The organism is Paraburkholderia sp. PGU19, from assembly GCF_013426915.1.
Taxonomy (GTDB): Bacteria; Pseudomonadota; Gammaproteobacteria; order Burkholderiales; family Burkholderiaceae; genus Paraburkholderia.
Genome location: NZ_AP023182.1, coordinates 1,092,629 through 1,116,506, shown reverse-complemented (window position 1 = coordinate 1,116,506; position 23,878 = coordinate 1,092,629). Strand labels below are relative to the sequence as shown.

At 60.8% G+C, this 23,878-nt stretch carries 15 protein-coding genes and 8 pseudogenes; 10 read left to right on the top strand and 13 right to left on the bottom strand.

Annotation, left to right across the window (positions count from 1 at the left end):
* The first annotated feature begins 857 nt into the window (after positions 1-857).
* A complete protein-coding gene (locus H1204_RS45530; protein ID WP_180735502.1) occupies positions 858-1,304 on the top strand; it encodes a VOC family protein in 447 nt (148 codons plus the stop codon).
* 349 nt (positions 1,305-1,653) lie between these two features.
* Here H1204_RS45530 and H1204_RS45525 read toward each other — a convergent pair whose 3' ends face one another.
* Together H1204_RS45525 and H1204_RS52240 are read right to left on the bottom strand one after the other, a co-directional pair.
* Positions 1,654-3,123, bottom strand: coding sequence for an adenylate/guanylate cyclase domain-containing protein (locus H1204_RS45525; RefSeq protein ID WP_243469026.1), 1,470 nt, complete (start codon positions 3,121-3,123; stop codon positions 1,654-1,656).
* Complete coding sequence (locus H1204_RS52240; RefSeq protein ID WP_243469025.1) at positions 3,123-3,446, bottom strand: adenylate/guanylate cyclase domain-containing protein; 324 nt, start codon at positions 3,444-3,446, stop codon at positions 3,123-3,125. The genes H1204_RS45525 and H1204_RS52240 overlap by 1 nt, the downstream gene beginning before the upstream one ends.
* A 634-nt stretch (positions 3,447-4,080) precedes the next feature.
* Between H1204_RS52240 and H1204_RS53150 the strand changes: the two are divergent.
* Positions 4,081-4,502: pseudogene (locus tag H1204_RS53150) on the top strand (ACT domain-containing protein).
* 758 nt (positions 4,503-5,260) lie between these two features.
* Here the strand turns inward: H1204_RS53150 and H1204_RS45515 are convergent.
* Positions 5,261-6,259, bottom strand: a complete 999-nt coding sequence (locus H1204_RS45515) for a methyltransferase (protein ID WP_180735501.1) — start codon at positions 6,257-6,259, stop codon at positions 5,261-5,263.
* 387 nt (positions 6,260-6,646) lie between these two features.
* Here H1204_RS45515 and H1204_RS45510 point away from each other — a divergent pair, with 387 nt between their 5' ends.
* Together H1204_RS45510 and H1204_RS45505 are read left to right on the top strand one after the other, a co-directional pair.
* On the top strand, positions 6,647-6,805 hold the full coding sequence (locus H1204_RS45510) for a hypothetical protein (protein ID WP_180735500.1): 159 nt from the start codon (positions 6,647-6,649) through the stop codon (positions 6,803-6,805).
* 58 nt (positions 6,806-6,863) lie between these two features.
* Positions 6,864-7,336 (top strand): annotated as a pseudogene (locus H1204_RS45505) (YbhB/YbcL family Raf kinase inhibitor-like protein).
* Positions 7,337-8,192: 856 nt separating this feature from the next.
* Here the strand turns inward: H1204_RS45505 and H1204_RS45500 are convergent.
* Positions 8,193-9,653, bottom strand: coding sequence for a UvrD-helicase domain-containing protein (locus H1204_RS45500; RefSeq protein WP_180735499.1), 1,461 nt, complete (start codon positions 9,651-9,653; stop codon positions 8,193-8,195).
* A gap of 431 nt (positions 9,654-10,084) precedes the next feature.
* On the opposite strand from H1204_RS45500, the gene H1204_RS45495 reads away from it, so the two are divergent.
* Positions 10,085-11,380, top strand: coding sequence for a hypothetical protein (locus H1204_RS45495; RefSeq protein WP_180735498.1), 1,296 nt, complete (start codon positions 10,085-10,087; stop codon positions 11,378-11,380).
* Positions 11,381-11,809: 429 nt separating this feature from the next.
* On the opposite strand, the gene H1204_RS45490 is transcribed toward H1204_RS45495, so the two are convergent.
* The 4 genes and pseudogenes from H1204_RS45490 to H1204_RS45475 form a co-directional block, all read right to left on the bottom strand.
* Positions 11,810-13,540, bottom strand: coding sequence for a methyl-accepting chemotaxis protein (locus H1204_RS45490; RefSeq protein ID WP_180735497.1), 1,731 nt, complete (start codon positions 13,538-13,540; stop codon positions 11,810-11,812).
* 395 nt (positions 13,541-13,935) lie between these two features.
* Positions 13,936-14,157 (bottom strand): hypothetical protein, encoded by a 222-nt coding sequence (locus H1204_RS45485; RefSeq protein WP_180735496.1) that lies wholly within the window; start codon positions 14,155-14,157, stop codon positions 13,936-13,938.
* A 565-nt stretch (positions 14,158-14,722) separates the two neighbouring features.
* A pseudogene (locus tag H1204_RS52230) lies at positions 14,723-15,039 on the bottom strand (CBS domain-containing protein); the annotation flags it as partial.
* Positions 15,040-16,459: 1,420 nt separating this feature from the next.
* Positions 16,460-16,726, bottom strand: a complete 267-nt coding sequence (locus H1204_RS45475) for a hypothetical protein (protein ID WP_180735495.1) — start codon at positions 16,724-16,726, stop codon at positions 16,460-16,462.
* Positions 16,727-16,972: 246 nt separating this feature from the next.
* Between H1204_RS45475 and H1204_RS52220 the strand changes: the two are divergent.
* Positions 16,973-17,260: pseudogene (locus H1204_RS52220) on the top strand (DUF5131 family protein); the annotation flags it as partial.
* Positions 17,261-17,390: 130 nt separating this feature from the next.
* Positions 17,391-17,782, top strand: a pseudogene (locus H1204_RS45465) (integrase); the annotation flags it as partial.
* Positions 17,783-18,248: 466 nt separating this feature from the next.
* Here the strand turns inward: H1204_RS45465 and H1204_RS45460 are convergent.
* Positions 18,249-18,548 (bottom strand): hypothetical protein, encoded by a 300-nt coding sequence (locus H1204_RS45460; RefSeq protein ID WP_180735494.1) that lies wholly within the window; start codon positions 18,546-18,548, stop codon positions 18,249-18,251.
* 14 nt (positions 18,549-18,562) lie between these two features.
* Positions 18,563-19,645, bottom strand: coding sequence for an IS630 family transposase (locus H1204_RS45455; RefSeq protein WP_180735493.1), 1,083 nt, complete (start codon positions 19,643-19,645; stop codon positions 18,563-18,565).
* Positions 19,646-19,815: 170 nt separating this feature from the next.
* On the opposite strand from H1204_RS45455, the pseudogene H1204_RS52215 reads away from it, so the two are divergent.
* Positions 19,816-19,971: pseudogene (locus tag H1204_RS52215) on the top strand (DUF190 domain-containing protein); the annotation flags it as partial.
* Positions 19,972-20,039: 68 nt separating this feature from the next.
* On the opposite strand, the pseudogene denD reads toward H1204_RS52215, so the two are convergent.
* The 3 genes and pseudogenes from denD to H1204_RS45435 all read right to left on the bottom strand — a co-directional run bounded on the left by denD (position 20,040) and on the right by H1204_RS45435 (position 22,213).
* A pseudogene (denD, locus tag H1204_RS45445) lies at positions 20,040-21,020 on the bottom strand (D-erythronate dehydrogenase).
* A gap of 31 nt (positions 21,021-21,051) precedes the next feature.
* Positions 21,052-21,464: pseudogene (locus H1204_RS45440) on the bottom strand (TIM barrel protein); the annotation flags it as partial.
* Positions 21,465-21,697: 233 nt separating this feature from the next.
* Positions 21,698-22,213 carry a hypothetical protein gene (locus H1204_RS45435; protein WP_243469023.1) on the bottom strand — a complete coding sequence of 172 codons (516 nt, stop codon included), beginning with the start codon at positions 22,211-22,213 and terminating at the stop codon, positions 21,698-21,700.
* A 515-nt stretch (positions 22,214-22,728) separates the two neighbouring features.
* On the opposite strand from H1204_RS45435, the gene H1204_RS45430 reads away from it, so the two are divergent.
* Both H1204_RS45430 and H1204_RS45425 read left to right on the top strand, forming a co-directional pair.
* Entirely contained in the window at positions 22,729-23,046 is a 318-nt protein-coding gene (locus H1204_RS45430) for a hypothetical protein (RefSeq protein ID WP_180735491.1), read from the top strand.
* Between the two features lie 216 nt (positions 23,047-23,262).
* Complete coding sequence (locus H1204_RS45425; protein ID WP_180735490.1) at positions 23,263-23,790, top strand: hypothetical protein; 528 nt, start codon at positions 23,263-23,265, stop codon at positions 23,788-23,790.
* Positions 23,791-23,878: the final 88 nt, after the last annotated feature.

Genomic DNA, 23,878 nt, shown 5'->3' with positions numbered 1-23,878 from the left:
ACCGATGTCTACCGCTGGTTGTCCGGTTGTCCGTCCACTTCTCGACGCGCACGTCATGTAACCACCAGGCGGTGAAGTCGCACACGTAGGCAATGCGCTCATGTACGTGCAGGCCAAACGCCGCCAGCGACAGGGCGTCCGGGCCGTCGATGCAACGCGCCGTCGAGATGTCCGCCGTATCGCCGGCCGCGGATGACGAACTGGTGCAGGTGTTCGTCGTTCCACCCCATGGCGAGGTTACACGGTTTCGAACTGTTTGCACCGCTCCTTGCCGGTTCAATTTTCAATGTCAGGTGATCCGATGGTGACTTTGTCGAAGGCAGCGCAGGAAGCGATTTGGGGCAACGCAGCCATAGTCAGGTATCTTGAAATGGCACGTGAACATTTTGAGATTGGTGAACGTAGTGCTCTCTTTGAAGCCCTCTGTCTAGGGCTCATCCAGCATCCCGTTACACCCACCAGCCTCTCACATAGCTGAGGATCCCGGACCATCAATCGCCATAGTCGCCCAGGATTCCGGCCGCATCGGACCACTCCGCGGTTCCCTCCCTCGAGGCTTATTCGACGCCTGCCCACACGCGCCGCGGCACACTCACAGCCATGTGAATTAGGGCAGGTGTCGAATAACCCTTAACGCGTGCTGCCGATCGCAGCCTTGAGAGGCTCAGGCCGCGTATGCTCATTGCAAAAATCTGCACCCGGCCAGGACCGGACGATCGCGGATGGCAGCTATCCTGTTGCCCTGGTGTGGTCTGAATCTCTCGCGCAGCTACTCGCGCGGGTACCCCTGAGCTTGAGCGGTAGCTCAGGTCGGCAGCGTTACGATCGGCGCTTCAGCTAGGCGCCAAGGAGACATCATGACGGTGAAGCGTATGGACAACGTCGGCATCGTGGTTGAAGACATCGATGCCGCCATTGAGTTTTTTGCCGAACTTGGCCTTGAGCTCGAGGGGCGCGCCCCAATCGAAGGAGACTGGGCAGCTGGCGTCACTGGATTGCGCGGCATGCGCGTCGAAATTGCCATGATGCGTACGCCGGACGGTCACAGCCGGCTCGAGATGTCCCGATTCCTTGCGCCACCTGTGGTCGCAGATCACCGTCGCACTCCGGTGAACGCTCTTGGTTACCTACGCGTCATGTTTACCGTGGAGGACATCGACGATACGCTCGCCCGTCTCGGAAAACGCGGCGCGGAACTCGTCGGCAAAGTGGCCCAGTACGAAAACACGTATCGGCTCTGCTACATCCGGGGCCCCGAAGGAATCCTCATCGGGCTCGCTCAAGAGCTCGGGCATGGCGCCTAACCCCTCCATCGAGCGGACGTTAGCGACCGGCTGCTTCCCGCAAGAGAAATTCGGAGCGCTGCTCGACCGCTATGGGTCTCCAGCGTTACGATCGACCCTGACCGCTCTCGGGCTCCACGCGGCCAACAACTGCCCGTCAAGCCATCCATTGTGAATGGCCGCCCCACTGCACAAATCCGTCGTTCAACGCACGGACAGGGGTGGTTCTTGTTGCGGCGTTGCGCAGAGCGCTTCGCGAAACGTCAATAACGAGTAGATCGGTCGCAGAGTAATGTCGAGCGACTGATGTGATGGGCGAACGCCGAGCGTCGCGGAACCGATGCAAATGCCCAAAGAAGACAAAACCGACTCATTCCTCCGGCACCCCGGCCTTGCGCATTCCGGCATAGAGACGCTCGCGCCGGGCCAGGAAGCCCGGGTTGTTACTGGGCGCGAGGTCGCGGAACTTGGCGACGCTGAAAGTGGGATCGACCCGCCGCCCGGCAGTGCACGCCTCCGCTGCTTCAACCTCGCGGTTCGCAAGCGCCAACGCTGCTGCCAGGAAGAAATGATTGAGGTTGTGGCTCGGATGGAGTTCAACCGCTTTCTGTAGCGGTTCAACTGCGGCATCGACCCGGCCCAGATAGAGGTCAGCTGCTCCAAGGTAAAAGTACCAGTGCCACAACTGAGGATCACGAGGGCTGAGGCGGATCGCTTCGACAAGATGAGCCTCCGTCTCCGCGGGACGCCCAAGAACCAGCTTCATGAAGCCAGCATAGGCATGGGCCAACGCCAGGTTTTGATCCAGCACGATGGCAAGCTCGCACTCGCGCAGCGCGCGCTCCGGCGCGCGCATGCGAAGTAACGCCGTAGCCCGCGCGTAGTGTGCCAATGCGTTGTTGGGCGCCGTTCGCAGCGCCTTCGCGGTAGCCGCGTCAACGGCACGGATCTGCTCGCTCACGTCGCGGGAGACGACGAAGCTGCGGCGCTCCAATTCATAACTCTCGGCGAGCCCGACCAGCGCATCGATGTTCCCGTCGTCGAGGCGCAGCGCTGCCTCGAATTGCGCACGCGCTCGACGCGCGTCGTCCAACGAAGCGGGTTGATTTATGATCGCCCAGCCGCGCATCGCAAGGTCCATGGCGTCCATGTTATCCGGTCGCTCTCGCTCTGCCCGTCGGCCCTCGGCCGCCACGAGCTCAATGCCTATCATGCGGGCAAGCCTTGCGGTAATCTCGTCCTGCATGTCGAAGAGATCGGCGCGCAGCTTGTCGAAACGCTCGGCCCAAAGATGCGCCCCAGTTCCGGCGTCGATCAGCTGTGCGTTGACGCGGATGCGACTGCCGATGCTCTGTACGCTACCTTCCATCACATACCGTACCCCAAGCTCGCGCCCGATCTGCCGTGCATCAACGGGCTTGCCCTTGTAGGTGAGGGCTGAATTGTGGGCGATGACGAACGCCCCAGGGATACGCGACAGGTCGGTGGTCAGGCTCTCGGTGACGCCGTCGACGAAATATTCCTGCTCCGGATTGCCGCCTAGATTGGCGAAGGGCAAGACCACGATGGAAAGGCGTGGCGGACCTGATTTTCCCGTTGCAGAGGCCAGCCGCCCGAGCGCCGAGGCTTCCAAGCCGGTCTTGACCGAATAGACACGTACCGGCCGCGCAATGTTCTTGAGGTCGCTGTCGCCGAGGTCGGTGAACTCTTCGTTCAGGCGGTCGCGCACCTGGCGGTATGCGTCGTCGGAAAGACAGATACCGCCTGGCTCAGCGATGCCTTCGAGGCGCGCGGCGATATTCACGCCGTCACCGAGCAGATCGCCATCGGGTTGCACCATTACGTCCCGAGGTGAATTCCGATACGGAACTCGATTCGCTTCTCAGGCACAAAATCGGCATTGCGCACTGCCAGGCCCCGCTGGACCTCGATGGAACAGCGCACAGCATCCACCACGCTTACAAACTCGACCAGAATCCCATCGCCAGTCGTCTTGACGATGCGGCCGCGATAGACCTCAATCGCCGGACCGATCAGCTCAGCGCGGAGCGCGCGGAGGCGACGCATCGTGCCTTCCTCGTCCGCGCCGCTCAATCGCGAATAACCTGCGATATCACCCGCGAGGATCGCCGCCAGTTTGCGCTCTATGTGCTCCGATGCCATGCGGTTTCCCCCGGCCTTTCAGTCGCGATCAATCAACCGTCATAGCGGAATTCCGCTTTGATCTCATCGACCAGCTCTCAATCCAAGGTCGTTCAGCGAGGTATCAAAGATGATGTTGATCGGTGTCGGGTCCTCCCCGGCCACCCGAACCAGGTCGGACCATCTACAGCGCGACGTCTGCGGCGTGCCGACCCGTCACGAGCACGGAGACGGGCGGTCGGGCTGTCCAACGACGCCCGGTGCCACATCTCATTACAGAGTAGGTGAGATTGCGGGACTGCGCTAATAGCGCGGTGCTCACCAGTCGCATGGTGCACACCGCTGCGATATCGGATCGCTCGCGGGACCCGAATTCTGGTGGTTCAAAGAAGGGACGAGACAGTTATCAGAGAAACGTAGTCCACGCTCAAACGACTGCTTCAATATGGTCGACGGACTATCTATAGTGGGTCGAAATGCGTCCGCCGAGCGACGCACGGTAGCGCGCTCCGATTTTTGCAATGCAGCTGAAAACGCCGGGCATCAGCCCAAGCCAAAGGGACTGCTCGTGCCGTGGGCATGCGTGACTCGCCTTGCTCGAGGACCGACTGTGATCTAGATTTTTAATCGGGTGCGACAGCCGAGAGAGGGCGCCATGGATTTGCAAGTGGAACGTGTCGACGTCTGGGCTGCGACGATCCCGGACCAGCCGGGGAGCCTTGCCCAAGTGCTGAGCGTCCTGCGCGACGCCGGCGCCGATCTGAAATTAGTCGTCGCCCGCCGAACACGGGAAGGCGGGGTGAGGGGATCGTGTTCGTAGCGCCGTTGCAAGGCGACCGCGAAACCCGGGCGGCCGCCCAGGCCGGTTTCAACGTCACGCCAAGCCTTCGCGCTGTGCGAGTGACGGGCAAAGACCGCCCAGGCGTTATCGCCGAGCTGACCCAGAAGCTTGCCGAAGGAGGGCTCAACCTCCGCGGCGTCACGGCGACCGTACTCGGGACCGAGTTCGGTGCCTATATGGCACTCGACTCGCTAAGCGATGCCGATCGCGCGATGGAAATACTGCAGAAGGCCTAAATCAGCACCTTCCTTGTCAGACGATCGGCGCGGTGCGCCAGCTGGAGGCAGAGGACGGGAACTGATTGACCACCACTTCCCGAACATTGCACCGCGGCGCAGTGCAATGCACAGCGCCGCGCCAGGTAGCGCGGCACACGACCGCCCGGCCTGGGGGGCCGACAACCAGGACGTTTGATGGCGACGGTCGGCGCTCCACGCCGGAGTCCGTCGGCAGGCAGGGGCCGCTCGCTCTCGACATCAGCCTTGATGCGGAGGCGGATTCATCTCTGAATGCCGTCGTGCTTCCGGGCTGCCGGGCCGGCTAGATGATTTCATTACTGTCGATCGCACAGCGTCGCAGTGCAATACATAGCGCCACGCTAGATAGGGCCTGGCGCCCGTACAACCAGGACGTTTGATGGCGCGACGGTTAGCGCTCCACGCTGAAGCCCGGTCGTCGGCAGGCAGCGGAGGCGGACTCGTCCCGGGCGGCGTAACGCAAACGAGCTGGCCAAACCTGTATTGGTCAGGCCCGCAGGTAGGTAATGGAACGCACGACGCCTGGGGCGCTACTTCATTCCAGCATCCCCTGCTACACCGATTTCGGCCGTCCAGTCGACATACCAATGAATGTCGGAGAAGGGTCGGGTACTGCCGGTCATAACACACAGCAGGTGGTCAGCAGCACCCAGTTGAAAACATGGTTGCCCCGCAAGCTGCCGTGAGCGGCGGCACAGACAGCGCCGCCTGTGCATCGCGCAGAGCCAGGCAGCGTGCTACTCGAATGTGATGAGACTTTCCGGCGAAGGGGGTAGCGGCGCTACGCTTACCGTTGAAAACCCTGCTTCGCTGCCCATCTCCTCGAACTCGCGCACAGTGTACGCGTCACCTCGTGGTGTGGACGCAAGCATCACGAAGGAGAACGCAGCGGCGAACGGTGGCGACACGCGATCCTCATTAGGAACGAAATCCACCGCGAGTACTCGCCCTCCGGGGCTGAGGCTCCTGCGTGCCTTCGAAAGCAGTTCTACGCAGGTTGGCCGATCGAAGTGGTGCAGGAAATTCGTGATCAGCGCGAGATCGAAATTCGTTCCCCATTCGACTTCAAACGCGCTGCCCGCGATCGTGTGATGGCGCGCGCTCACGCCAGCCGCCGCAGCATTTTCCTTCGCGACCTCCAGTACCGCTTGCCAGTCGGTCGCCACGACTTCTGCGCCGGGGACGGCCTTGGCGATCGCGATTCCGAATATCCCGTGCCCGGCGGCAATATCGAGCACGCGCTTCGGTGCTTGCGGCCATGTGCCCACTTGTTGAGCTATGTTCTGTGCGGTTGGCGCGACAAAAGGCACCATCGCGCGCGCGAATTTCACCCAGACGGGATGGTCTGGGGCCATGTTGCCCAGCCCTACGGACCCGCCGTTGCGAACGAACGCAACCGGATCGTCCAGCCACAGGGCCATCATTTCAGGGGCCGCAAGAAAATCGACGATGCTCCCCATCCAGCCCGGAGAGGAAGTCGCAAGGAACGCGGAGGTCGAGGGTGTCAATCGATAGCATCCCGTCTCTTTCTGCAGAAACCCGTGCACGGTCAGGTAATCGCACAGCATGCGCACACCGCGCTCGGAGGCCTGCACGCGGCTCGTTATGCGCGAGAGCTCGCCATTTTCATTCTCGATCGCGGTGAACAGATCGAGCGCTACTGCAGCTTTCACCGCAGCGGTCTTCTGATATCCGCTTATGGCATCTATGAAGGCTTGCGGAGAGATGTCATCCATGATCAAAGTCCTTTCGCGAAATATCCTGCGAGCAGAATTCAGACCGCGTCTTTTCCGGCGAAAGATCGTGGATCGGCGCTCGGCCCTTCCGTCTGAGCAGGGTGGTAGTGGGCGGTTGCCTATGATAGGCCGATAGCCGCCAATCGCGTCAAGGGTGGGGCCTCTGGTCGCGGCAGGTCGCAAGCGGGGGCGATTTCCGAAGTGCGCCGTGGGACTGGGTTCGGCCAGTTTCGGGCCAGTCGCCGACGCGGTCACGCGGTCATTCGAACGTCGCGTCCGCCCGGCAAGCTGTCGTTCAATCAGCGGATACGTGCGCTCGTCGCACGCCACTTCGGTAAGCGCTGACCTAGAATATAAGCATGGTCGCGACCCAATAAGGAGGCTGCCATGACACAGTCCGTGATCTACTTCGTTGTCGGCTTGGCGGTCTTGTTGGTCGCAGGGTTCATGGTGGCGCAACGGTACAGGCGCGATCACCCAGAAGAGGGGATGGCCCAGTGGCTTGATTCGCACCATATGGGTTGGCTGCACCGGCATAAACATTGATGCCGCATCGCACATTGAAAAGACCGTATCAAACGGTTGCCACGCCGAGGAGCGCACCATGACCCTCGCGCTAACGTCGCAAGCCTTCCGACAGAGCGGCGAGATTCCCGTGCAGCATACCTGCGAGGGCGCCGATGTATCCCCGCCGCTCACTTGGTCCGGCGTGCCCGTGAACGCAAAAAGCCTGGCGCTGATTGTCGACGACCCTGACGCGCCGGACCCGGCCGCGCCGAAAACGACCTGGGTACATTGGGTGCTCTACAACATCCGCCGACGGCAACCGGGCTGCCCGATGGCGCTACTGCGCAGGCTCTGCCGGGCGGTACGCTCGAAGGTATCAATGACTTCAAGCGTGCTGCTTACGACGGCCCGTGTCCGCCCGTGGGACGCCACCGCTATTTCCACAAGCTGTATGCGCTCGACACTGTACTGCCCGATTTGAAAAACCCCAGCAAGGCGGCGCTTGAAAAGGCCATGAAGGGGCACGTACTAGCCCACGCCGAACTCATTGGCACCTATCAGAAGCGATGAGCGATGGAGACGTTTCATGAATCGAGTTCGATGACGAAGAAAATCCAGTGGTGCCGACTATGAGGCCGAGGCGGATCGCAATCGGTCGCCCCGAACCGACGCGGCGTGCCCCACAGGAGAATGCCGGTAAGTGTCTTAGGGTTCGATCCATTTGCTTCTCGAAAGGTTAGGCGCGGCGCGACTCCTGGAAGTCCTCACCTTTTATCGATCTGGGCACACGGACGAGTGACATGTGCCTGCCCGCCTTTGAAATGTGCCAAGCCAGGTGGTGTCGCGCAAAAATCATTTGAGTGCATGTTTTAAGGCATTCCTTGACACACCGGTCGTGCTGCCTCATAGAATGAATCTGCTTGCCGTATGAACAGATTAGCAGGCGCCTATTAATTCGAAAGAGAGTCGACCACGACCATTGCGTCACCGTCGCGGTAATCCCAAAGGTGCGCCGTAACAGGGTGCTCAACGTAACCAGTTGCTGACGTCCCGCGGTCGAGCCTGCAAGGGCTTTTCTCGCGGCCCCGGTACAATCATAACGATCGAAGCCCTCAGCGGATCATTTCGACGCCGTATTCAAACCCGATGCCAACGGAAGCCCCCTCGCCGTTCGTTCGCCTTTCTCCCGACGTCATCTTCAGTCGGGAAGTGCTCGGTCGCCGGCTTGAGGAAGAACCGTTTTCGCTCTCCAGCAGCGCTGTGCGTCCTGCGCCGAGGCCCGGGCAATCGCCCGGAAAAGCGCAGTCCGGTCCGACGTTGCTCCCGCTGAACAGCCATCCCTCTTCTGAGCATCGCTGCACTTCGACGAATCGCGGCCGACGATCTGAACATCCTTCTCATCCAATTCTTCCGCGACCGATCAGATTCATGATCTGAACAAACGCATGAGCGCATCGCGAAGGTCCGATACGTCCAGCACGTGCTGGGCGCGTGTGAACGCGACGTAGAGCAGCCGCAGTTCATCCTCCTCCACAGTCAGGCGACCCTCGACGTACTTGAACAGGAAATCGTTGATGACTTTCACCCGCTTCCATTCGAGGCCCTTGGCGCGGTGCACCGTGGAGATCACGTAATCGGCCTGCGCTTCAGGCGTAATCCGTTGCGCCAGCGAGCGCAGATAGCCGGTTCCGAATTCATCGACAATCCGCACGACGGGAAGCAGATCGGCGCCGGCCGCGCTGCGAGCGAAAGTCTGTGCATCCTTCCACGTCTCAAACAGCGAAAAGGCTGCAGGTCTGTAGGCACGCCGCCCCTCGAGCAGTCTGTCTGCCCCATCTGCATACGCAACAATTTCGGCGGGACTCATGCGGATCGACGGTCGGTGGCCCGCCTCCACGCCTGCGGCCAGATACCAGATGGCTGACACATTCTTGCGGCAAAGGATGGCATCAACGGGTGGAGCGACCATCGGGTCTTCGACGATGATCGAGCCGATCGTGCCCTGGCCGCGAACGGCTGTCTGCTCGCCCAGCAGCCCGAGTAGCCGGCTGGCGAGCGTGGCGAACGTGTGACCGAAACGGAAGGACTCGGTCAGCGCGTGCTGGGGGGCATCGATCTGCGCCATGGCGTTCACTGCGCCACGCCATTCGTATATCTGCTGGTACGGGTCACCCACGTAGACGATCTGGGCATGTGGCTGCCGGTTCAGAAGCCACAGCATCACGCCATCGCTGTCCTGCGCCTCGTCGAAGAGGATGAAGTCGGATTCGATGCGCGGGTGCCCTTGCGCCCAGACCTTCAGATAGATGTCGGGAATGATGGCGCTGCGGCCACGCGGGTCCGTGCTCTCACTCCACAGACGCGCAACATGGGGGCTCAGTCCTTCCCGCAGCCAGTCGGCGGCTTTATCGTCGATCTTCTCGTCGACGGAAACATGGATAGCTTTCGGCGCGTCGTCAGCCGAGCGGCAGAACCTGCCCAGTCCATCGACAATCATGCGACCGAGCTCGAACGGTGTGAGTTCGACGGTCTTTCCTGTCACGAGGGGCACCTTTACTGGACCGAGACCATAGCGAGCGGCAAGCTCGTGAGGCGGCTCCGCGGGGTGGCTCACCCGCGCGGCAAGCGCGGGCGACACCGACCGGTAGGCCAGCGAGTGAACGGTTCCGGCCATCACGTTGGGCGGAAAGCCGCGCCGCGCGTGCTCTGCGATCTCGCGGTTAAACGCCAGATAGATGCCACGCAGATGGGCGAGACGGTTTGCGACAAGCCGTAGCGTCGAGGTCTTGCCCGCACCCGCGTACGCTTTGATCTTGAGATTGCCGCCACCGGCGACAGCATCGACGATCGCCTGCTGTTCAGGTGTCGGTCTTATCAAACGGGCCATTTGCAGTTCGGGAGCAGATGAACCGACAGTCTACGCGGAACGCACAGGCGTGAACTGCAATGCGCTGCGCCAGCCAGGCGACCCCGCGTCCAGCGAACTGGACAGAATCCGGTCCGTCCCTGGCGTAGTCGTCCCGATCGTCTGAGACGTGTTACACATCGGGTGAAAGTCCCGCGGCGTTTATTCCTCGAACCTGCCCCACATTGCGTCCCAGGATGACCGAAAGGCACCGCATGCACTGCCGACTGCCAGGCAAGGCGTTTTTGACGACATCGCCTCGTCTATAATCAGGATACCCAGAATATCCACATCGCATGGAGCCGTATTTTATGAGTCAAGCCCGCGGGCGATATGCGGGATCCCGGCGCGACGGCCAACGCCAACATCACCACGAGAAAAAATCTCCGCCCCAACGGTAGGGACCACCGTATGTGAAGGCGCCTCCCCGCGACTCCGCCCAGATTGCCTCCATCTTCAAAACACGATCGTTTCAGTTTCTGGTCGATGCGGTAGGCGCAGAGAATATCGCCATAGCACTCGAATCGAACATGACGCGCGTGGCCGAACTGATGAAAGGCGAGAGGTTCACACCCGAGACTGCCTTTCACATGGAAACCACGCTTGGGTTACCTCATGGCTTTTTTGACCAGCCCAATCCTGCGCTCGCGGACGAGACCATCGCTCGTCTGAAGTCACCGCTCGACTTCGTTCAGATCGATGAAAGATTCGACGCAGGTTCCGAAGCACTTGAGCCGGCTCCTGCCAGGACCGTCGACCAGCAACCAGTTCCTGAAGATAGTTTGTCCGAGGAAGCGCACATGCCAAAGAAAGTAGTTGGCGGCTCGCCCAGAGCCGTCAGGAACAGTCGAAGCGAAATGCCCGAACAGCCCAAACTGCGTGCGCCGCTCAAAGCTTCGCCTTCGAAAGACAGGACGTCTCCTAAAGCGCCCCGACAGCAACCGCTGGCGTTGGGCGACAGCGCCGAGGTAGAAAACATCCGACGCGCTAACCTCCACGTTCTCACGAGTCGCAACGGATCGAAAGTAAGACTTGGCGTGGTCATGGAGATGAGTGGATTCAACATAGCCGATCGGCTACATGGCAAGAAGCGCATGGACAGTGTCGAAGCAAACCGGTTCACGGAGCGACTGGGTTTGCCGGTTGGCTGGCTGGACACGCCGCACTCCGAAGCCGAGATTCCAGAGTCGGTGTCGCACATGCTTGCGCCTGCTCCGCGCGGTCGCGCATCCGTTCAACAACACGAGCCGCCTGCGCCAGCAACGAACGATGGCGTACAAGGGAAACTCGCCGTCGGGAAGGTGCGCACGAGGCGCGAGCGTGCGACTGTCTTGGATGATTCAGAAAGCCCCTCACCTGTTTCGCCGGACGTCGCGGAAGACAAGAAGACGATCGTCGTCAGCCCGCGAGCTCATGTAAATGATTTCCCCGACGACCTTGCCAGCCGTGCATCCGAAGAAAATGATGAAGAGGTCCCGGTAGCCACATCTCCACCCTCTGAGTCGATTCCTGAGTCGTTGCCCATCTCCGCAACTCCGCAGCAAAATCCGGCTCCACTCCCCTTCGCTTCCGTGACCAGCCTGGACAATCTTCACGGTATTGCACCGATCGCAGAAGCATTGATCAAGACGCTGGCAGGTAAGGCACGCACGGGTCAACTGGACGAATTGAAAGCCCTGGAACTTTTACGACAAGCGGTCCTGTTGTAAGTCATTGGCGGCGTCGATCGACCAACGATGCCGCCGCTGATCCGTCGTGAGCGCCAGGTTGTCTGGATTTGCGCCGTATTGCATGAGTCCCAGTGAGACGGGAAACGGTTGTCAGCGTGACTCACGAATTCGCAACACCAGCAGATGATGCAGCCGCAGGCGCCCGGAACGACGCCTTTTTCAGGCGCGAAGTTCAAGCCGCCCGCGTTCATCGAGGACAACCGCGTCGAGGTTTACCTGTCGAGTTGTGTTTGTGTCGCACGCCAGTGGTTTTTAGTCCGCTGACCCGCCTCCCGGCAGTTTTGCTCCAGCTGGGAGGACAGCAAGCGACCCCGTTGCAGACGGTCGTGCGCCGCTTCTGCCAGTTTTCGGCGCGCTCCCGCCACGGGGTGTACTGACTGCCCGTCAAGTCAGTACACGCGGCGAATGTCAGAACGTTTCCCATTCGGGTTCTGCTGCGGCCTGAGCTGCGCGGGTCCCAGCCGGCTCTGCCGCGGTGCGCTGCACGCGCGGTGCCTGCATCGGTTTCGCAGGCTTCACCACGCGCGCTCCGGCGGCCGCCCGACCTGGTACCATTGCGGACGATTTGCCCGCCACTCCGGCGTCGCCAACCTTGAAAACCGCAACTGCTTCACGGAGTGCCTGCGCCTGTCGGGCCATCGACTGCGCCGCAGCCGAGGCTTCTTCGACCAGGGCGGCGTTCTGCTGGGTGACCTCGTCCATCTGGGTGACAGCCTGATTGATCTGCTCGATGCCGGTGCTTTGTTCTTCGGATGCAGACGAGATTTCGCCCATGATGTCGGTCACGCGCTTCACCGACTGAACAACTTCGCTGATCGTGCCACCCGCCTCTTCAACAAGCCGCGAGCCTGCATCGACGCGGGCGACCGATTCGCCAATCAGCTCCTTGATCTCCCTGGCCGCCGTGGCGCTGCGCTGGGCGAGTGTGCGAACTTCACCCGCCACCACCGCAAATCCGCGCCCCTGTTCGCCCGCGCGAGCTGCCTCGACAGCGGCGTTCAGCGCGAGGATGTTAGTCTGAAAGGCAATTCCCTCGATCACGCTGATGATCTCGGCGACCCTGGTGGAGCTGTCCGAAATACCGTGCATTGTTTCGACCACACGTCCGACCACCTCGCCACCACGTTGTGCAATTCCCGACGCAGTGGTTGCGAGCATGGTCGCCTGCTTCGCATTGTCGGCGTTCTGGCGGACCGTGGCGGTCAACTCCTGCATGCTCGATGCGGTTTCCTCAAGGGACGCTGCCTGTTCCTCCGTGCGCTGCGACAGATCGGTGTTGCCCTGGGCGATTTCGCCCGCCGCAACTGAGATCGACTCGCTGGACGCCTTGATCCCCTGCACGATGGCAGTCAGCTGGTCTTTCATGGTTCCCAGCGAGAACATCAGGCTGGAGCGGTCGCCCACCTTCAACGGAACCCCGATGCGCAGATTGCCGGCCGCAATCTGGCTGGCGAGAGTTGCTGCATCCCGAGGCTCGCCACCGAGCTGTTTCGCCACACCGCGTGCAATGAGCAGCGCCACGCCGAGCGCCACCATCGCTGCCGCGATGATCAATCCGATCACGAGAGCAATGGTCCGCGAGTACGCGATGTTCGCTGCTTCACCTTCGCGCGCAGCCCCCGCCACATTGACGGCCACGATCGTCTTGACGTCCTTTTCGAGGGCGTCGCGAACATTAGACGACTTACCAGTGAGCAGGTCCATCGCTTCCGTCGCCTTGCCCTCTTTGGCCAGCGCTCGCACCTGTCGATCAAGGTCGAGATACTGTGGCATCAGTGTCTGGATGTCGGCATAGGCGGTCTTCTCCTCCGGCTCAGTGATGAGCTTTTCATATTCTGCGGCAGCCCTGCTGTATTCTGCTATGCCAGCGTCAATCCGGACCTCAGCCTCCTGGCTTGCCGCCGGAGTCCGGCTGCTGGCTGCACGGTATTCATTGATTCGTGTCTGGCGTAGTCCGGCCTGCATCTGCAGGCTGCTGCGCACACTTGGCAACCAGTTGTCGCGAAACTCAGTGACACGGACGTTTTCACCGCTGACCTCGAACAGGCAGAAGACACCGAGCCCGATCATCAGAACGATAACAGCGGCAAATCCCAGTACGAGCTGGGTAACTACCTTCAGATTTTTCAGAAATTGCACGACCGGCCCTCTTTGTTATTGACGTCGTTATGATTAAAAACCGTGCAGCGATAACGCGGGAAATAGAGCAAATGCTACTAATACTCTTATCGGCCAAAAGAACGCGATCTTTAAAAGGAAATTAATCCGATTCGCACGATTCCTACCATCACGATGCTGCGTTACATTTTCTTCAAACCGCAAATTCAGTTTCCGCTCCGTCAAGCCTGATTCCAAACAATCGAAAGGGGACGGCAACATGATGCGTCAATTGGTCGCTGGCGAATGCCGCTGCCGTTATAGCATTCAATCGTGACACGTCCGCGTCGGGATATGCTGTTCAGGTGGGAATGTCAACGGGTATACAGTAAAGGGCCAGGCGCCAGATTGTTTGCACATCGATCAATTGAATAGCGTCAGAACTCGTATTCGTTCAGCAGTTTGAACGCCAATTCCTTGGCGTCGTCTCCTGCCTGATCTTGCCGCTCTCGATCAAGGTCGGTCTGATAAGGCTGTTCTCCCTGTTGGGTGTCACCGGTGCGACGCAGATACACGTATCCGCGATACAGGCCGGCTTCCGTTTTCATGACGTGAACACGCGCAATGTGCGTATCGCTGGTGAATATAAGGTCTTCCATATCAGCCTCCCAGTTTGGAAAGAACCCAGACGATCATTGAGATCAACCATGCTCACTTCACACTGATCAAGTCCGGAAATCCTCCCGTCTGGGTCGACCGCAGTTATTGGATTCCATCCCATATCTCGAAGCGTACGACACAAATGACGTCGGTTGTACGCCTGTTTCGGGAGACGCAAGCCGGATCGGGTGCTGCAAGGGCCATCATCCGAGTAGTGAGGTGGCCGTCAGCACGGGCTACGCTGAGCGATTGTGACTGCGTGCACCTACGTCGCGGCCCCCGCTACCTGGCCCTGAATTGACCAGATGCCGTGCGGTCTACCGAGAGGGGTGTTCGATTCAACCAGTTGCCGCACACCGTGCACCTGTACTCGTCGTAGTGCTTCGAAGGCTCCGTCGGCGATCCGAAGATCCACGAACCCGCCGCACTCAGATCACCGTGAGGCGGGCCAGAGGACGGCCGTCCGGCCAAGGCCTCGCAAGCTTCGCATGGGTTCATGTGCATTCTCGGCGGATACGTAGCATGCCCGCAGCAGTAAAGCGAATGATCGTGAGTTCGGTCGCGTCGCCAGCTGACAATGCCCACCGGGCGAGATCCAGTGTCGACGATCGGGACGCAAGAGATCGGATGGGTGAGCAACAACTGGATCGCCTCCGTCACGTCGGCGTCGGGCTGTAGCGTTATCGGCTTGCGGGTCATGATCTGGCGCACCCGCTTGCTCAACATCAATACATCGCGGTGAGTTTCCGCTATAGTGCCGACAAACAGGCTCAGCGCGCGCAGCAGATCGCGATCAGACACGATGCCTTGCAGCTTCCCGTCTTCGACGACGAGAAGGTGGCGAACTCCGCTTGCTCAAAGATCTCCATGATGGTTTCGATCGTGTCGTCGAAGCCCTGCCGCGGTCCGGCCGCGCGAACGGGAAGCGTAGGCCTGGTATCGCTGTATCGCACGCACTCACCGTGACGACTGCCAGTACGTGGTCTGTCGCGATGAGCGTATTGACATAGGTGCTTTTCCAGCATCTTGAGAGTGCATACGCCATGCCGGATCGCAACGATTGGAACGTGCGACGGCCATATGCTTTGAGCAATGCCCGCAAAGGTCAGCGCTGCAACACGACGACATCTGTCGGGTGGAAACGGAAAGGCGGCTACCGCAGCCAGATCGCCGCCGGGAGGTCCGTCCATATGAAGGACGTCATGGGGCTGGCAAACGTCAGAGTCCGCGGTGCGGCAACCGCCGCCGATATCGAAGACGGTACGCAGACGAGAGGGTATGCGGCCTCGTACAGATCGTAAACTGTTGTATTTCGGCGTAGAAAGCGCAACCGCAACCGCATTACTCGCAGTCCCGTCGACCGTGACTGCTGTGTGTCTGTCCAATATGGCGGGCTGGCAGCGTGGCGGGTTCGTCGCGGAGCCGTTGCTCGGGATCGCTGTCGGCGTCGCATTGGTTATCGGCACTCACCTGCTCCCTGCCCTGAGCGATTTTGTAGATCCGATTCTGTTGGACCTCTAACCACCAGCAAATGGTGATCGGCGCACTTCGCGCACAGATCGCCAGCGCAACCCCTTCCGCGCCAGCCGTTGATGCTGGAGCGGCGGGGCAACTGGCGCTGTCTATCGTGAGCGGCGTCCGCGAGTTCTATTTCGGGTATCTGTCCAGCCACGTCAAGGAAGCGCCGGAAGCGTACGAGCAGGCGCGCGGGAAATCGGCAACCGACGAGATCGTCCGATGTTCTCTCCAAGCTAGGCGCCCATGCCCATGACAGCGCGTCCGATGCCCGTCGATTCGACTGGACAACGAGCGGGACGAAGCAATCGGACAGCGGTGCTTGGGTTTTGGCTTCGTCTTCATGGACTGACAGCGCGATGGCGAAGGATGCGCCGCTGACAGGCCCGAATGATCCCTGGGTTCTCGCATGGACGTGGCAGCAAAACCTTATTCGCAAGTTCGGATACCGCCCCAACCCAGATGGATTTGCGGCTGGGTATATGGCCGCGATCGTTGCATCCGCAGAGAGGGCTGGCTAATCAATGAGGAAATGCGCCAAGCAATACGGCGAGCTTCCACAAGGCAATCACGAACAATATTCCGAAGATTGTGGCAAGGAGAATTTGTCGCTTGCACTGAATTGCGTCGTCGACGGGACGCCGATGGGGTACGTGAATCAGTCGCATTTCGACCACCTCAATCATGCGTTGCCTCGTCTAAATACTAGCACGCGGGCAATGCACAAGACGTCGTGGCCGCTCTCGCGGCATCCTCAGAGAAAGGAGCCGCGTGGTGATCGCCGCTCTAGTGCGGGAAGCCCGTATTGATAGCATCTCGCGCCCGCTGCTCCCCATTGCGTATTGCCGATTCGAGATCAATGAAGATTTCGCCGTCGAAAATTTGGTATTGGAGATCGCCTTGATAGACCGGCGATCCGTCGAGCCTCGTGACAGTACATCGAGCAACGTATCCCTCGATCTGGCCCGGCGATCCAGTTCGATACTTTGGTTGAACGTTGATGACCAGTCGATACGGCGGCGCATCAATCTCGCGGTACATCGGCGACGACATGATGCATTCCTACTTCCACGTGGAGTATTTTAAGTATGAGCGAAAACAGCAAAATCGAGTGGACGGACCACACGGTCGATCCGTGGTATTGGATGGGCGCGAGTCGCTTCTGGCTGTGACCACTGTTACGCAGCTGTCGGCACTCCATCAAGTATGCTGGGCATTACATGAGGACCTGGCGAAGTTCGCCGCCGCACCGCCGACAGCACGTGGAAGCAACCGCGTACATGGAGCAACCGTCACGATGCGTTCTTCGCGAAGCATGGTCGACGTCAGCGCGTCTTCGGCGCATCACTGGCAGACGTGTTCAACAACCCTGTCGATCAGATGTGGCGCGCGGATCTGTTCCGGCTAATCGGCGAGACCCCGAATCTCGACTGGCGGCTGCTGACGAAGCGCATTGGAAACGCATGGGTGATGGGGCAGCAGGCGATGTGGGCCGCTGGCATGGCTGCAGACCGTCACAACATTTTGCCGGACACCGTCTGGCTCGGCGCGACGATCGTCGACCCGGGAGAAGCTGATCGCGATACTCCGAAGCTGCTCGAGGTGCCCGCGAAAGTGGGTTTTCTTCGCATGGAGCCGGATCTTTCGAAGGAATGGCTTGCGCACCGCTGCGGCGGCCGATACCCGTCCCCAAAGTTGGGCGATGACCAAACAGGCTCTGCAACTGGGCAAACCACTGTCGTCACTGACGCACGAGGACTGTCTGCGCTACCACGCCTTCCTCGCCGATCCGCAGCCAGCTGCAACGTGGGTCGCGGGCGGCGGGCGCAAGCATCCGCGCGGCGATGCGCCTGGTCCCAGTTTTACGGCCTACTCTCGCCCGTGAGCATCCGCCAGGCGAGCGTGATCCTCAATGTACTGTTCTCGTGGCTGGTGCAGGCCGGCTATCTGGCCGGCAATCCGCTCGCACTCTCGCGCCAGTGCACCCCGAAAGCCGTGCCGCGCATCACTCGCTATCTCGAACCGGACCTGTGGCAGGAGGTGAAGGACTTCATTGCATCGATGCCGCAGGACACGGACGGTGCCCGCGCGCACTATCACGCACTGCGCAATAGCAGCCATCCATGAAGGATGAGGCCTCGGCACGTGGCCATGCTCGACCCCTCACTACTCGAAATCGGCCCCACCAGCACCCACCGTTTGCAGGCTCCCAGCGCTCGACAGGCGCAACAGTCCTGCGTAGCGCTGCCTCTCGCATCGCCGGAGTCTCGTACACCCAGCCCTGTTGCTTGAATTCCTCGTAACTGACAGGGGTGGGTCCCTTAGCGCGCGCCTCGTGACATGCTCTCTGATACGACGCCCGCCGCTGCTGCTCTGCCGCCTGCGCCCGACGTAACTGCCGGGGCGCTATTGTGGCGCGTCGCAGTCCCGCCGCCCGGCTTCTCCTCACCTTCCGCTGCCTTCCGCTGCCTTCTGGTGCTTCTCCCGCTTGCGCTCATCTGCCAGGCGCCTGCTGGCGCTGTGTCTCTGCCTTGCGCCTCGCCTCGGCTACTAGTACAACATCCCGTAATTGGCTTTAATAATTATCTGGCTGTAAATACGGGTGCAGGAGCGTGACGACGACGTCGGCCATCTCCTCGAGCGAACCGGTTCCGGGCAGCGGTTCCCATCGTCCGTTGTGGGTACGGAAGGCGGCGCCATAACGATTGCGGCCGAGCCCGGTGAGGCGCGCCACAACAGTGGGTTCCTCATCGTCCAGACGTTTGATCAGCAGGTGATGCCCGTAGGCTTGCGTAACGATTTGCTCATGGCCGAGCAAGGTGCGTAGTTGACGCTGAAGTTCGGCCGCGTAATGTTTGGTGGGTATGGCTGGCACGTCGGTCCCCTCGATTACGTTGCGCCGGTTTGTAGCGGATAGCCCCGGAAACTCCATTTGAAGGGCCGCGCTGCCTGATTATGCTCACGGACAAACTGCCCGGTGCGCTCGCGCAGGTGCGCGGTGCTGGTATGGCTGGCATGGCGCAATACCCGGCGCGTGTAGCGCGCAAACCATAGTTCGATCTGATTGACCCAACTCGCGTGCAACGGCGTGAAGTGGAAGTGAAACCGCCTGCCGTGTCGCGCATTGAACGCCTGCCAGACGGCCTGGGCGCGATGCGTGTTCAGGTTGTCCCAAACCACGTGCACCTGCTTGCCCGGGTACGCAGCAGCCACGCGCTCCATGAAGGCTACCAGATCGTCCTGGGTACGCCGCTCGCGGCACTCTGCCAGCACCTTTCCGGTATGCACATCCAGCGCGGCAATCAACGCCTGGGTGCCATGGCGGATATATTCAAACTCCCGACGACGCAACCGTCCCGGCGCCGGCGCACGCCCCGAATGCTTGCGCTCGATGGCCTGAATTCCGGTCTTCTCGTCGATGCTGAGCACCACCGCGCTTTTGGGCGCCTTGCGATACAGCTTGCAAATCACATTGACCTTCTCCCGAAAGGCGGGGTCGGGACTGTGTAGCCATTGCTGGACCCGGTGCGGGCGCACGTCGCCGGCCTGCAAGATCCGCTGAACATGGCTACGGCTGATCTGTTCGACGATGCCGCGCTCGATTGCGCGCGCCACAATCTCGTCGAGCGTCGGCGTGACCCGCCCCTGCGGTTCCTGCGCCTCGCATGCCAACGCAATCAATTGCAGTCGTGTTTCCTGCGCAATGCGCGGCGGACGGCCACTGCGCTCACCTTCTCGAATGCCCTGTGCGCCTTGCCGCGCAATGCGCTTGCGCCACGTGCTGACCGTCTGCACCGATACACCGAGCTCTCGCGCAATCACGGTATTCGAGTGTCCCTCATGTGCCCACAACGCAATCCGAGCCCGCATCACATCCCGCTGCGGGGCCGTCTTCTGTGCGATCAGCGACAGGAGTTTCTCTTTTTCTTTCTTCGTCAGCTTCACTGACGTTGCGTGACGGCCTCGACTCATCCCGGCATAATAGCCAAATCGTTTAATTATTCAAGATATTTGCGGGATGTTGTACTAGTTTGGCCGCATACCTGGCACGCTTGGCCTGTATGTGAGGCGGCACCTCGCCGCCCGTTCCCTTTGCATCCGACCTCCAGACCGCTATCTTTTTGCCCGGCTTACGTTTGGGCATGTTTTTCTCCCGACGATGTGTTCCGTTTTTCACCCGGCAGGACCGTCGTCACCACGGCAAGCCCGTTCGCGACTGGCTTGTCCATCTCGCCCGCGAAATGGGGATGTGCGGTGCGACGTTGATTGCTGGAGCCGAGGGCATCGCGCATCACCATTCGGGCGCAAGAATGAGGCGCACGCGGATTGCGCGGGCCGGCATGCGGTGTGGTTCGGCGCCGGGTTATCAGACGACGTGCACGTTCTCGTCTTCGATGTAATTGCAGATCACGGCTGCAAACGTATGATCGCCGGAGAGCCCGAGGTGCTCCGCGCGCGACGTGTCCCACCGCACAGGCCAACTGCCGACGATCGACTCGACGCGCGGATCCGGCTTCCATTCGATACGCTCCACGACGCGCTCGCCCGCCACCTCGCGCAGCGCGGCAATCATCTCGTCCACGCTGACCGAGATACCGGGCAGATTCACCACGCGCTGGTTGCCAAGTGCGGCCGCATCGAGCTCGCAGCCGGCGATCAGGCACTCGATCGCCTTGCGCGGCGACAGCAGCCACAGGCGCGTGCTGCCCGTCACCGGACAGATCGCCTCTTCGCCGTTCAACGGCCCGCGGATGATGCCGCTCGCAAACGACGACGCGGCGGCGTTCGGCTTGCCGGGCCGCACGCTGATCGTCGGCAGCCGCAGCACGCGGCCGCCGACGAACCCGCGCCGCGTATAGTCGTTCAGCAGCAGCTCCACAATGGCCTTTTGCGTGCCATACGACGATTGCGGATTCAGCGCGGTGTCGTTCTGCACGACGTCGGGCAGATCGCCGCCGTACACGGCGACCGAGCTCGTGAATACGACGCGCGGCCGGTGCCCACGCTGCCGGCACGTTTCGAGCAACAGCCGCGACGCATCGAGATTGATGCGCATGCCCAGATCGAAATCCGCTTCCGCCTAGCCGCTGACGATCGCAGCGAGATGGAAGATCGCGTCGGTCTTGTCGTCGATCAGGCGCTCGAGCACGCTGCGCTCCGCGATGTCGCCCACTTCCGTGCGCACACGGCTGTCGCCGAAATCAGCGGGACGCTCGACGTCGAGCAGCACGAGCTCGGTGATCGGCTAACGCTTGCCGTCGGCGCTCGTCAGTGCGCCGCGTGTGAGCAGTGCACGCGCGAGACGCTGGCCGAGAAATCCGGCGCCACCGGTAACCAGTACTTTCATGATGTCCTTCGTTCCGTTCAGACAGAATCAGTCAGACATTGCGGCGCAGGTACGGCTTCACCCAGCCGAGCCCCGCCGACGTTCCCGCGCGCGGCCGGTATTCGCAGCCGATCCAGCCTTCGCGGCCGCGCGCGTCGATCAGATCGAACAGATCCGGATAGTTTAGTTCGCCAATGTCCGACTCGTGCCGCTCGGGCACGCCCGCGATCTGGATGTGGCCGATGCGCGGCATGTCGCACTTCAGCTTCACCGCGAGATCGCCTTCGACGATGTGGCAGTGGTAGCAATCGAGCTGCACCTGCAGGTTCGGCCCGCCGACCTCCCCGCAGATCACTTGCGTGTCGTCGTGGCGGTTCAGAGAGAAGCCCGGAATGTGTCGCGCGTATTGATCGGCTCCATGACGATCGTGATGCCGTCGGCCGGCGCGGTCTGCTTCGAACTGGCGGATCATGCGCGTTGGCGCGTGCCACAGAAGCATGCGGGCAAGCGTCGTACGAGCATCAGGGGAGGAAACCGTGGCGTGTGCCGGCGGCGGGAACATTCGCCGCTATGGGGAGTGGAGAGATCGCACCCCGGCGTCGGGATGACGGTGACGTCGGTCGGTTCACTGATTGATGTCGGGGGCGGCGAGTTGCACCTCAGGCTTGGGGGCCGCAGGGCCCGAGGGGGACACAAGCTCAACTATTTGCGCCTCCCCCGCTGACGCCCGCTTCCTCCTTCGTCTCAAGCCATAAGTAGGTATCAGCCGCGACGAGCCCAAACACGATATGGGACACGAAACTCGCCCAACTACGGGCGTCTGCGAGCCATGGGACTAGATGGCTCATGCCATAGAAGTTGACCAGATATAAGGCGACGCCGAAGACCGCACCCGCTAGCGAGGCGAACCCCATGCTCGAGTCAAGGCTGAACGGAGCGATGATTACCGCCAGAACGAGCACGAAAATGACCGACAGCACGAAGTGAACGATCAGCCCCACGAAGATCATGCCGAAGCCGAACGTCGCCGGTAGCGACAGCACGTCGCGACTCAACGCGATCGCTACAATTATCCGCGGCGCTCCCCAAGGGCTCTGCCCTAGGATAGACATGGTAAAAAGTTCGAGCAGCAGGAAGACCAGGCCCGCAATACAACCGCTTATTGCGGCGGCGCGCCAGTCAGGCATGCGGCTAGCAAAGTGATGCGAATGCATGTGAAGTTCCCTGGCATCCCCCTTTAAACGTGGATAGATTCTCCGTTTCCATTAAACATCTTATAAAATATGAAGGGAAAATTGAGGCATCCGCAAGCCTCGATCCTTGCGACGCCGGTCAGATCTTATGACGCATCCATTCGCGAAGCGGATGCGTATCCAGCCAACGGGCGACGGGCGCGACCTTCTGTTCTCGCGGGTAGCGCGCCACGGCAAAAATCGTGATGCACAGCCTCATGGATGCCTCTCGTCAGATTCGAATCCTGTTTATATTTTAGTCGTGGAAAGCGTTAGTCATGCTAACGGGCGTTTAACCATTTTTCGCGAAGCCCTGTCTCCCGGCCGCCGCCCTGACCTCAAGCTGCCTGATGTCGCCCCGCATCCCCATGGGCTTCGATCTCCAGGCTTTATCCGGCACGCGTCAGGAGCCGGCATGGTCAATGCGGTCTGATCGTTAAGGACACTTGATCACAGCAGCGCTACACTCGAGATGGGAGAAACAACGGAGCAGAATCATGGCCGACGCCACCCCTCAAAGTACTTTTCGCAGTCTCCCGTTGACTGCGGAGCAGGACGCGGAAGTCAGGCACTACATAAAGAAGAAAATGCAGCACGGTATGCCGTGGGACACGCCAGAGCTGGCAGCCATGCTTCACGACATGTTGGCTCCTCCAGGCAGCGACGACGAAGGATCCGACGAGTCCGTCGACGACGCCCGGGCAATCACGGAGCGCGCATCAGCTTCAGTCGAAGAGAGCATGGACTCCATCGAGGCAAGCGAGGAGCGCAATGCCGCAACGGAAACCGAAGTCATGAAGGGGCCCAGACGCTGAATCCGGCGCGCACGCGAGGAGGCGCTCGGGCACGGCAGCTTCTCCCACCGAACGATTTGCAGATCGACCTGGCCACGCTCAGTCCACTGCGCGCATGTAACGTGACAGAGCGGCTCCCGCCGGCTGGCGATCGGGAGCGCCGTCCCACGTTTTTGCAGGTTTGCCTAAAATGGCTAGCGAGAGCGGTGCGAATCTGCCGCGCTCAAGGAGGTCATCATGGAACTTCACATGCATTCGCACCATTTTGCACGCCGCATGCCGGACTGGCGCGCAGCGGTGATCGGCGGCTGCGTGGCAGGCGCGGTGTTCCTCGTGCTCGAACTCCTCGCGATGTGGGCGATCGGGCAGAGCCCGTGGGGGCCGCCACGGATGATCGCAGCGATCGTCCTTGGCCGCGATGCGCTGATACAGCCCGCGACGTTCGACGCCAGCATCATACTGGCCGCGTTGATCGTCCACTTCGTGCTGGCGATCATTTTCGCCGTCATCCTCGCGGTGATCATGGCACCGTTCAGCCTCGATTCGAGCGTCGGAATAGCGTCGCTCGCCGGCGGGCTGTTCGGCGTGGCCGTGTACCTGGTCAATTTCTACGGCATGACCGCCGTTTTCCCGTGGTTCGCGGAGGCCCGCGGGTCGGTGAGCTTCATCTGCCATATCGTGTTCGGGCTGGTGGCGGCCGATATGTATCTGCGCCTCGAGAGGAAGGAGGCAGAGGCGGGTGGAACTGGCGCGGCGACCGGCTGAAGCCTTCCCGCCAGTGAGTCGGCTAGCCAAAACGGCCGCAGATCGCTTGCGTCAATTCGCCCGGCTGTGGCCGTTTACTCGTGAACGG

Excerpts from the sequence above, each read along its gene's own strand:
- H1204_RS45485 (WP_180735496.1), bottom strand. The coding sequence starts at position 14,157 with ATGGAAGACCTTATATTCACCAGCGATACGCACATTGCGCGTGTTCAC.
- H1204_RS45525 (WP_243469026.1), bottom strand. The coding sequence starts at position 3,123 with ATGGTGCAACCCGATGGCGATCTGCTCGGTGACGGCGTGAATATCGCC.
- H1204_RS45530 (WP_180735502.1), top strand. The coding sequence starts at position 858 with ATGACGGTGAAGCGTATGGACAACGTCGGCATCGTGGTTGAAGACATC.
- H1204_RS45500 (WP_180735499.1), bottom strand. The coding sequence starts at position 9,653 with ATGGCCCGTTTGATAAGACCGACACCTGAACAGCAGGCGATCGTCGAT.
- H1204_RS45515 (WP_180735501.1), bottom strand. The coding sequence starts at position 6,259 with ATGGATGACATCTCTCCGCAAGCCTTCATAGATGCCATAAGCGGATAT.
- H1204_RS45510 (WP_180735500.1), top strand. The coding sequence starts at position 6,647 with ATGACACAGTCCGTGATCTACTTCGTTGTCGGCTTGGCGGTCTTGTTG.
- H1204_RS52240 (WP_243469025.1), bottom strand. The coding sequence starts at position 3,446 with ATGGCATCGGAGCACATAGAGCGCAAACTGGCGGCGATCCTCGCGGGT.
- H1204_RS45475 (WP_180735495.1), bottom strand. The coding sequence starts at position 16,726 with ATGTCGTCGCCGATGTACCGCGAGATTGATGCGCCGCCGTATCGACTG.
- H1204_RS45430 (WP_180735491.1), top strand. The coding sequence starts at position 22,729 with ATGGCCGACGCCACCCCTCAAAGTACTTTTCGCAGTCTCCCGTTGACT.
- H1204_RS45435 (WP_243469023.1), bottom strand. The coding sequence starts at position 22,213 with ATGCATTCGCATCACTTTGCTAGCCGCATGCCTGACTGGCGCGCCGCC.
- H1204_RS45455 (WP_180735493.1), bottom strand. The coding sequence starts at position 19,645 with ATGAGTCGAGGCCGTCACGCAACGTCAGTGAAGCTGACGAAGAAAGAA.
- H1204_RS45425 (WP_180735490.1), top strand. The coding sequence starts at position 23,263 with ATGGAACTTCACATGCATTCGCACCATTTTGCACGCCGCATGCCGGAC.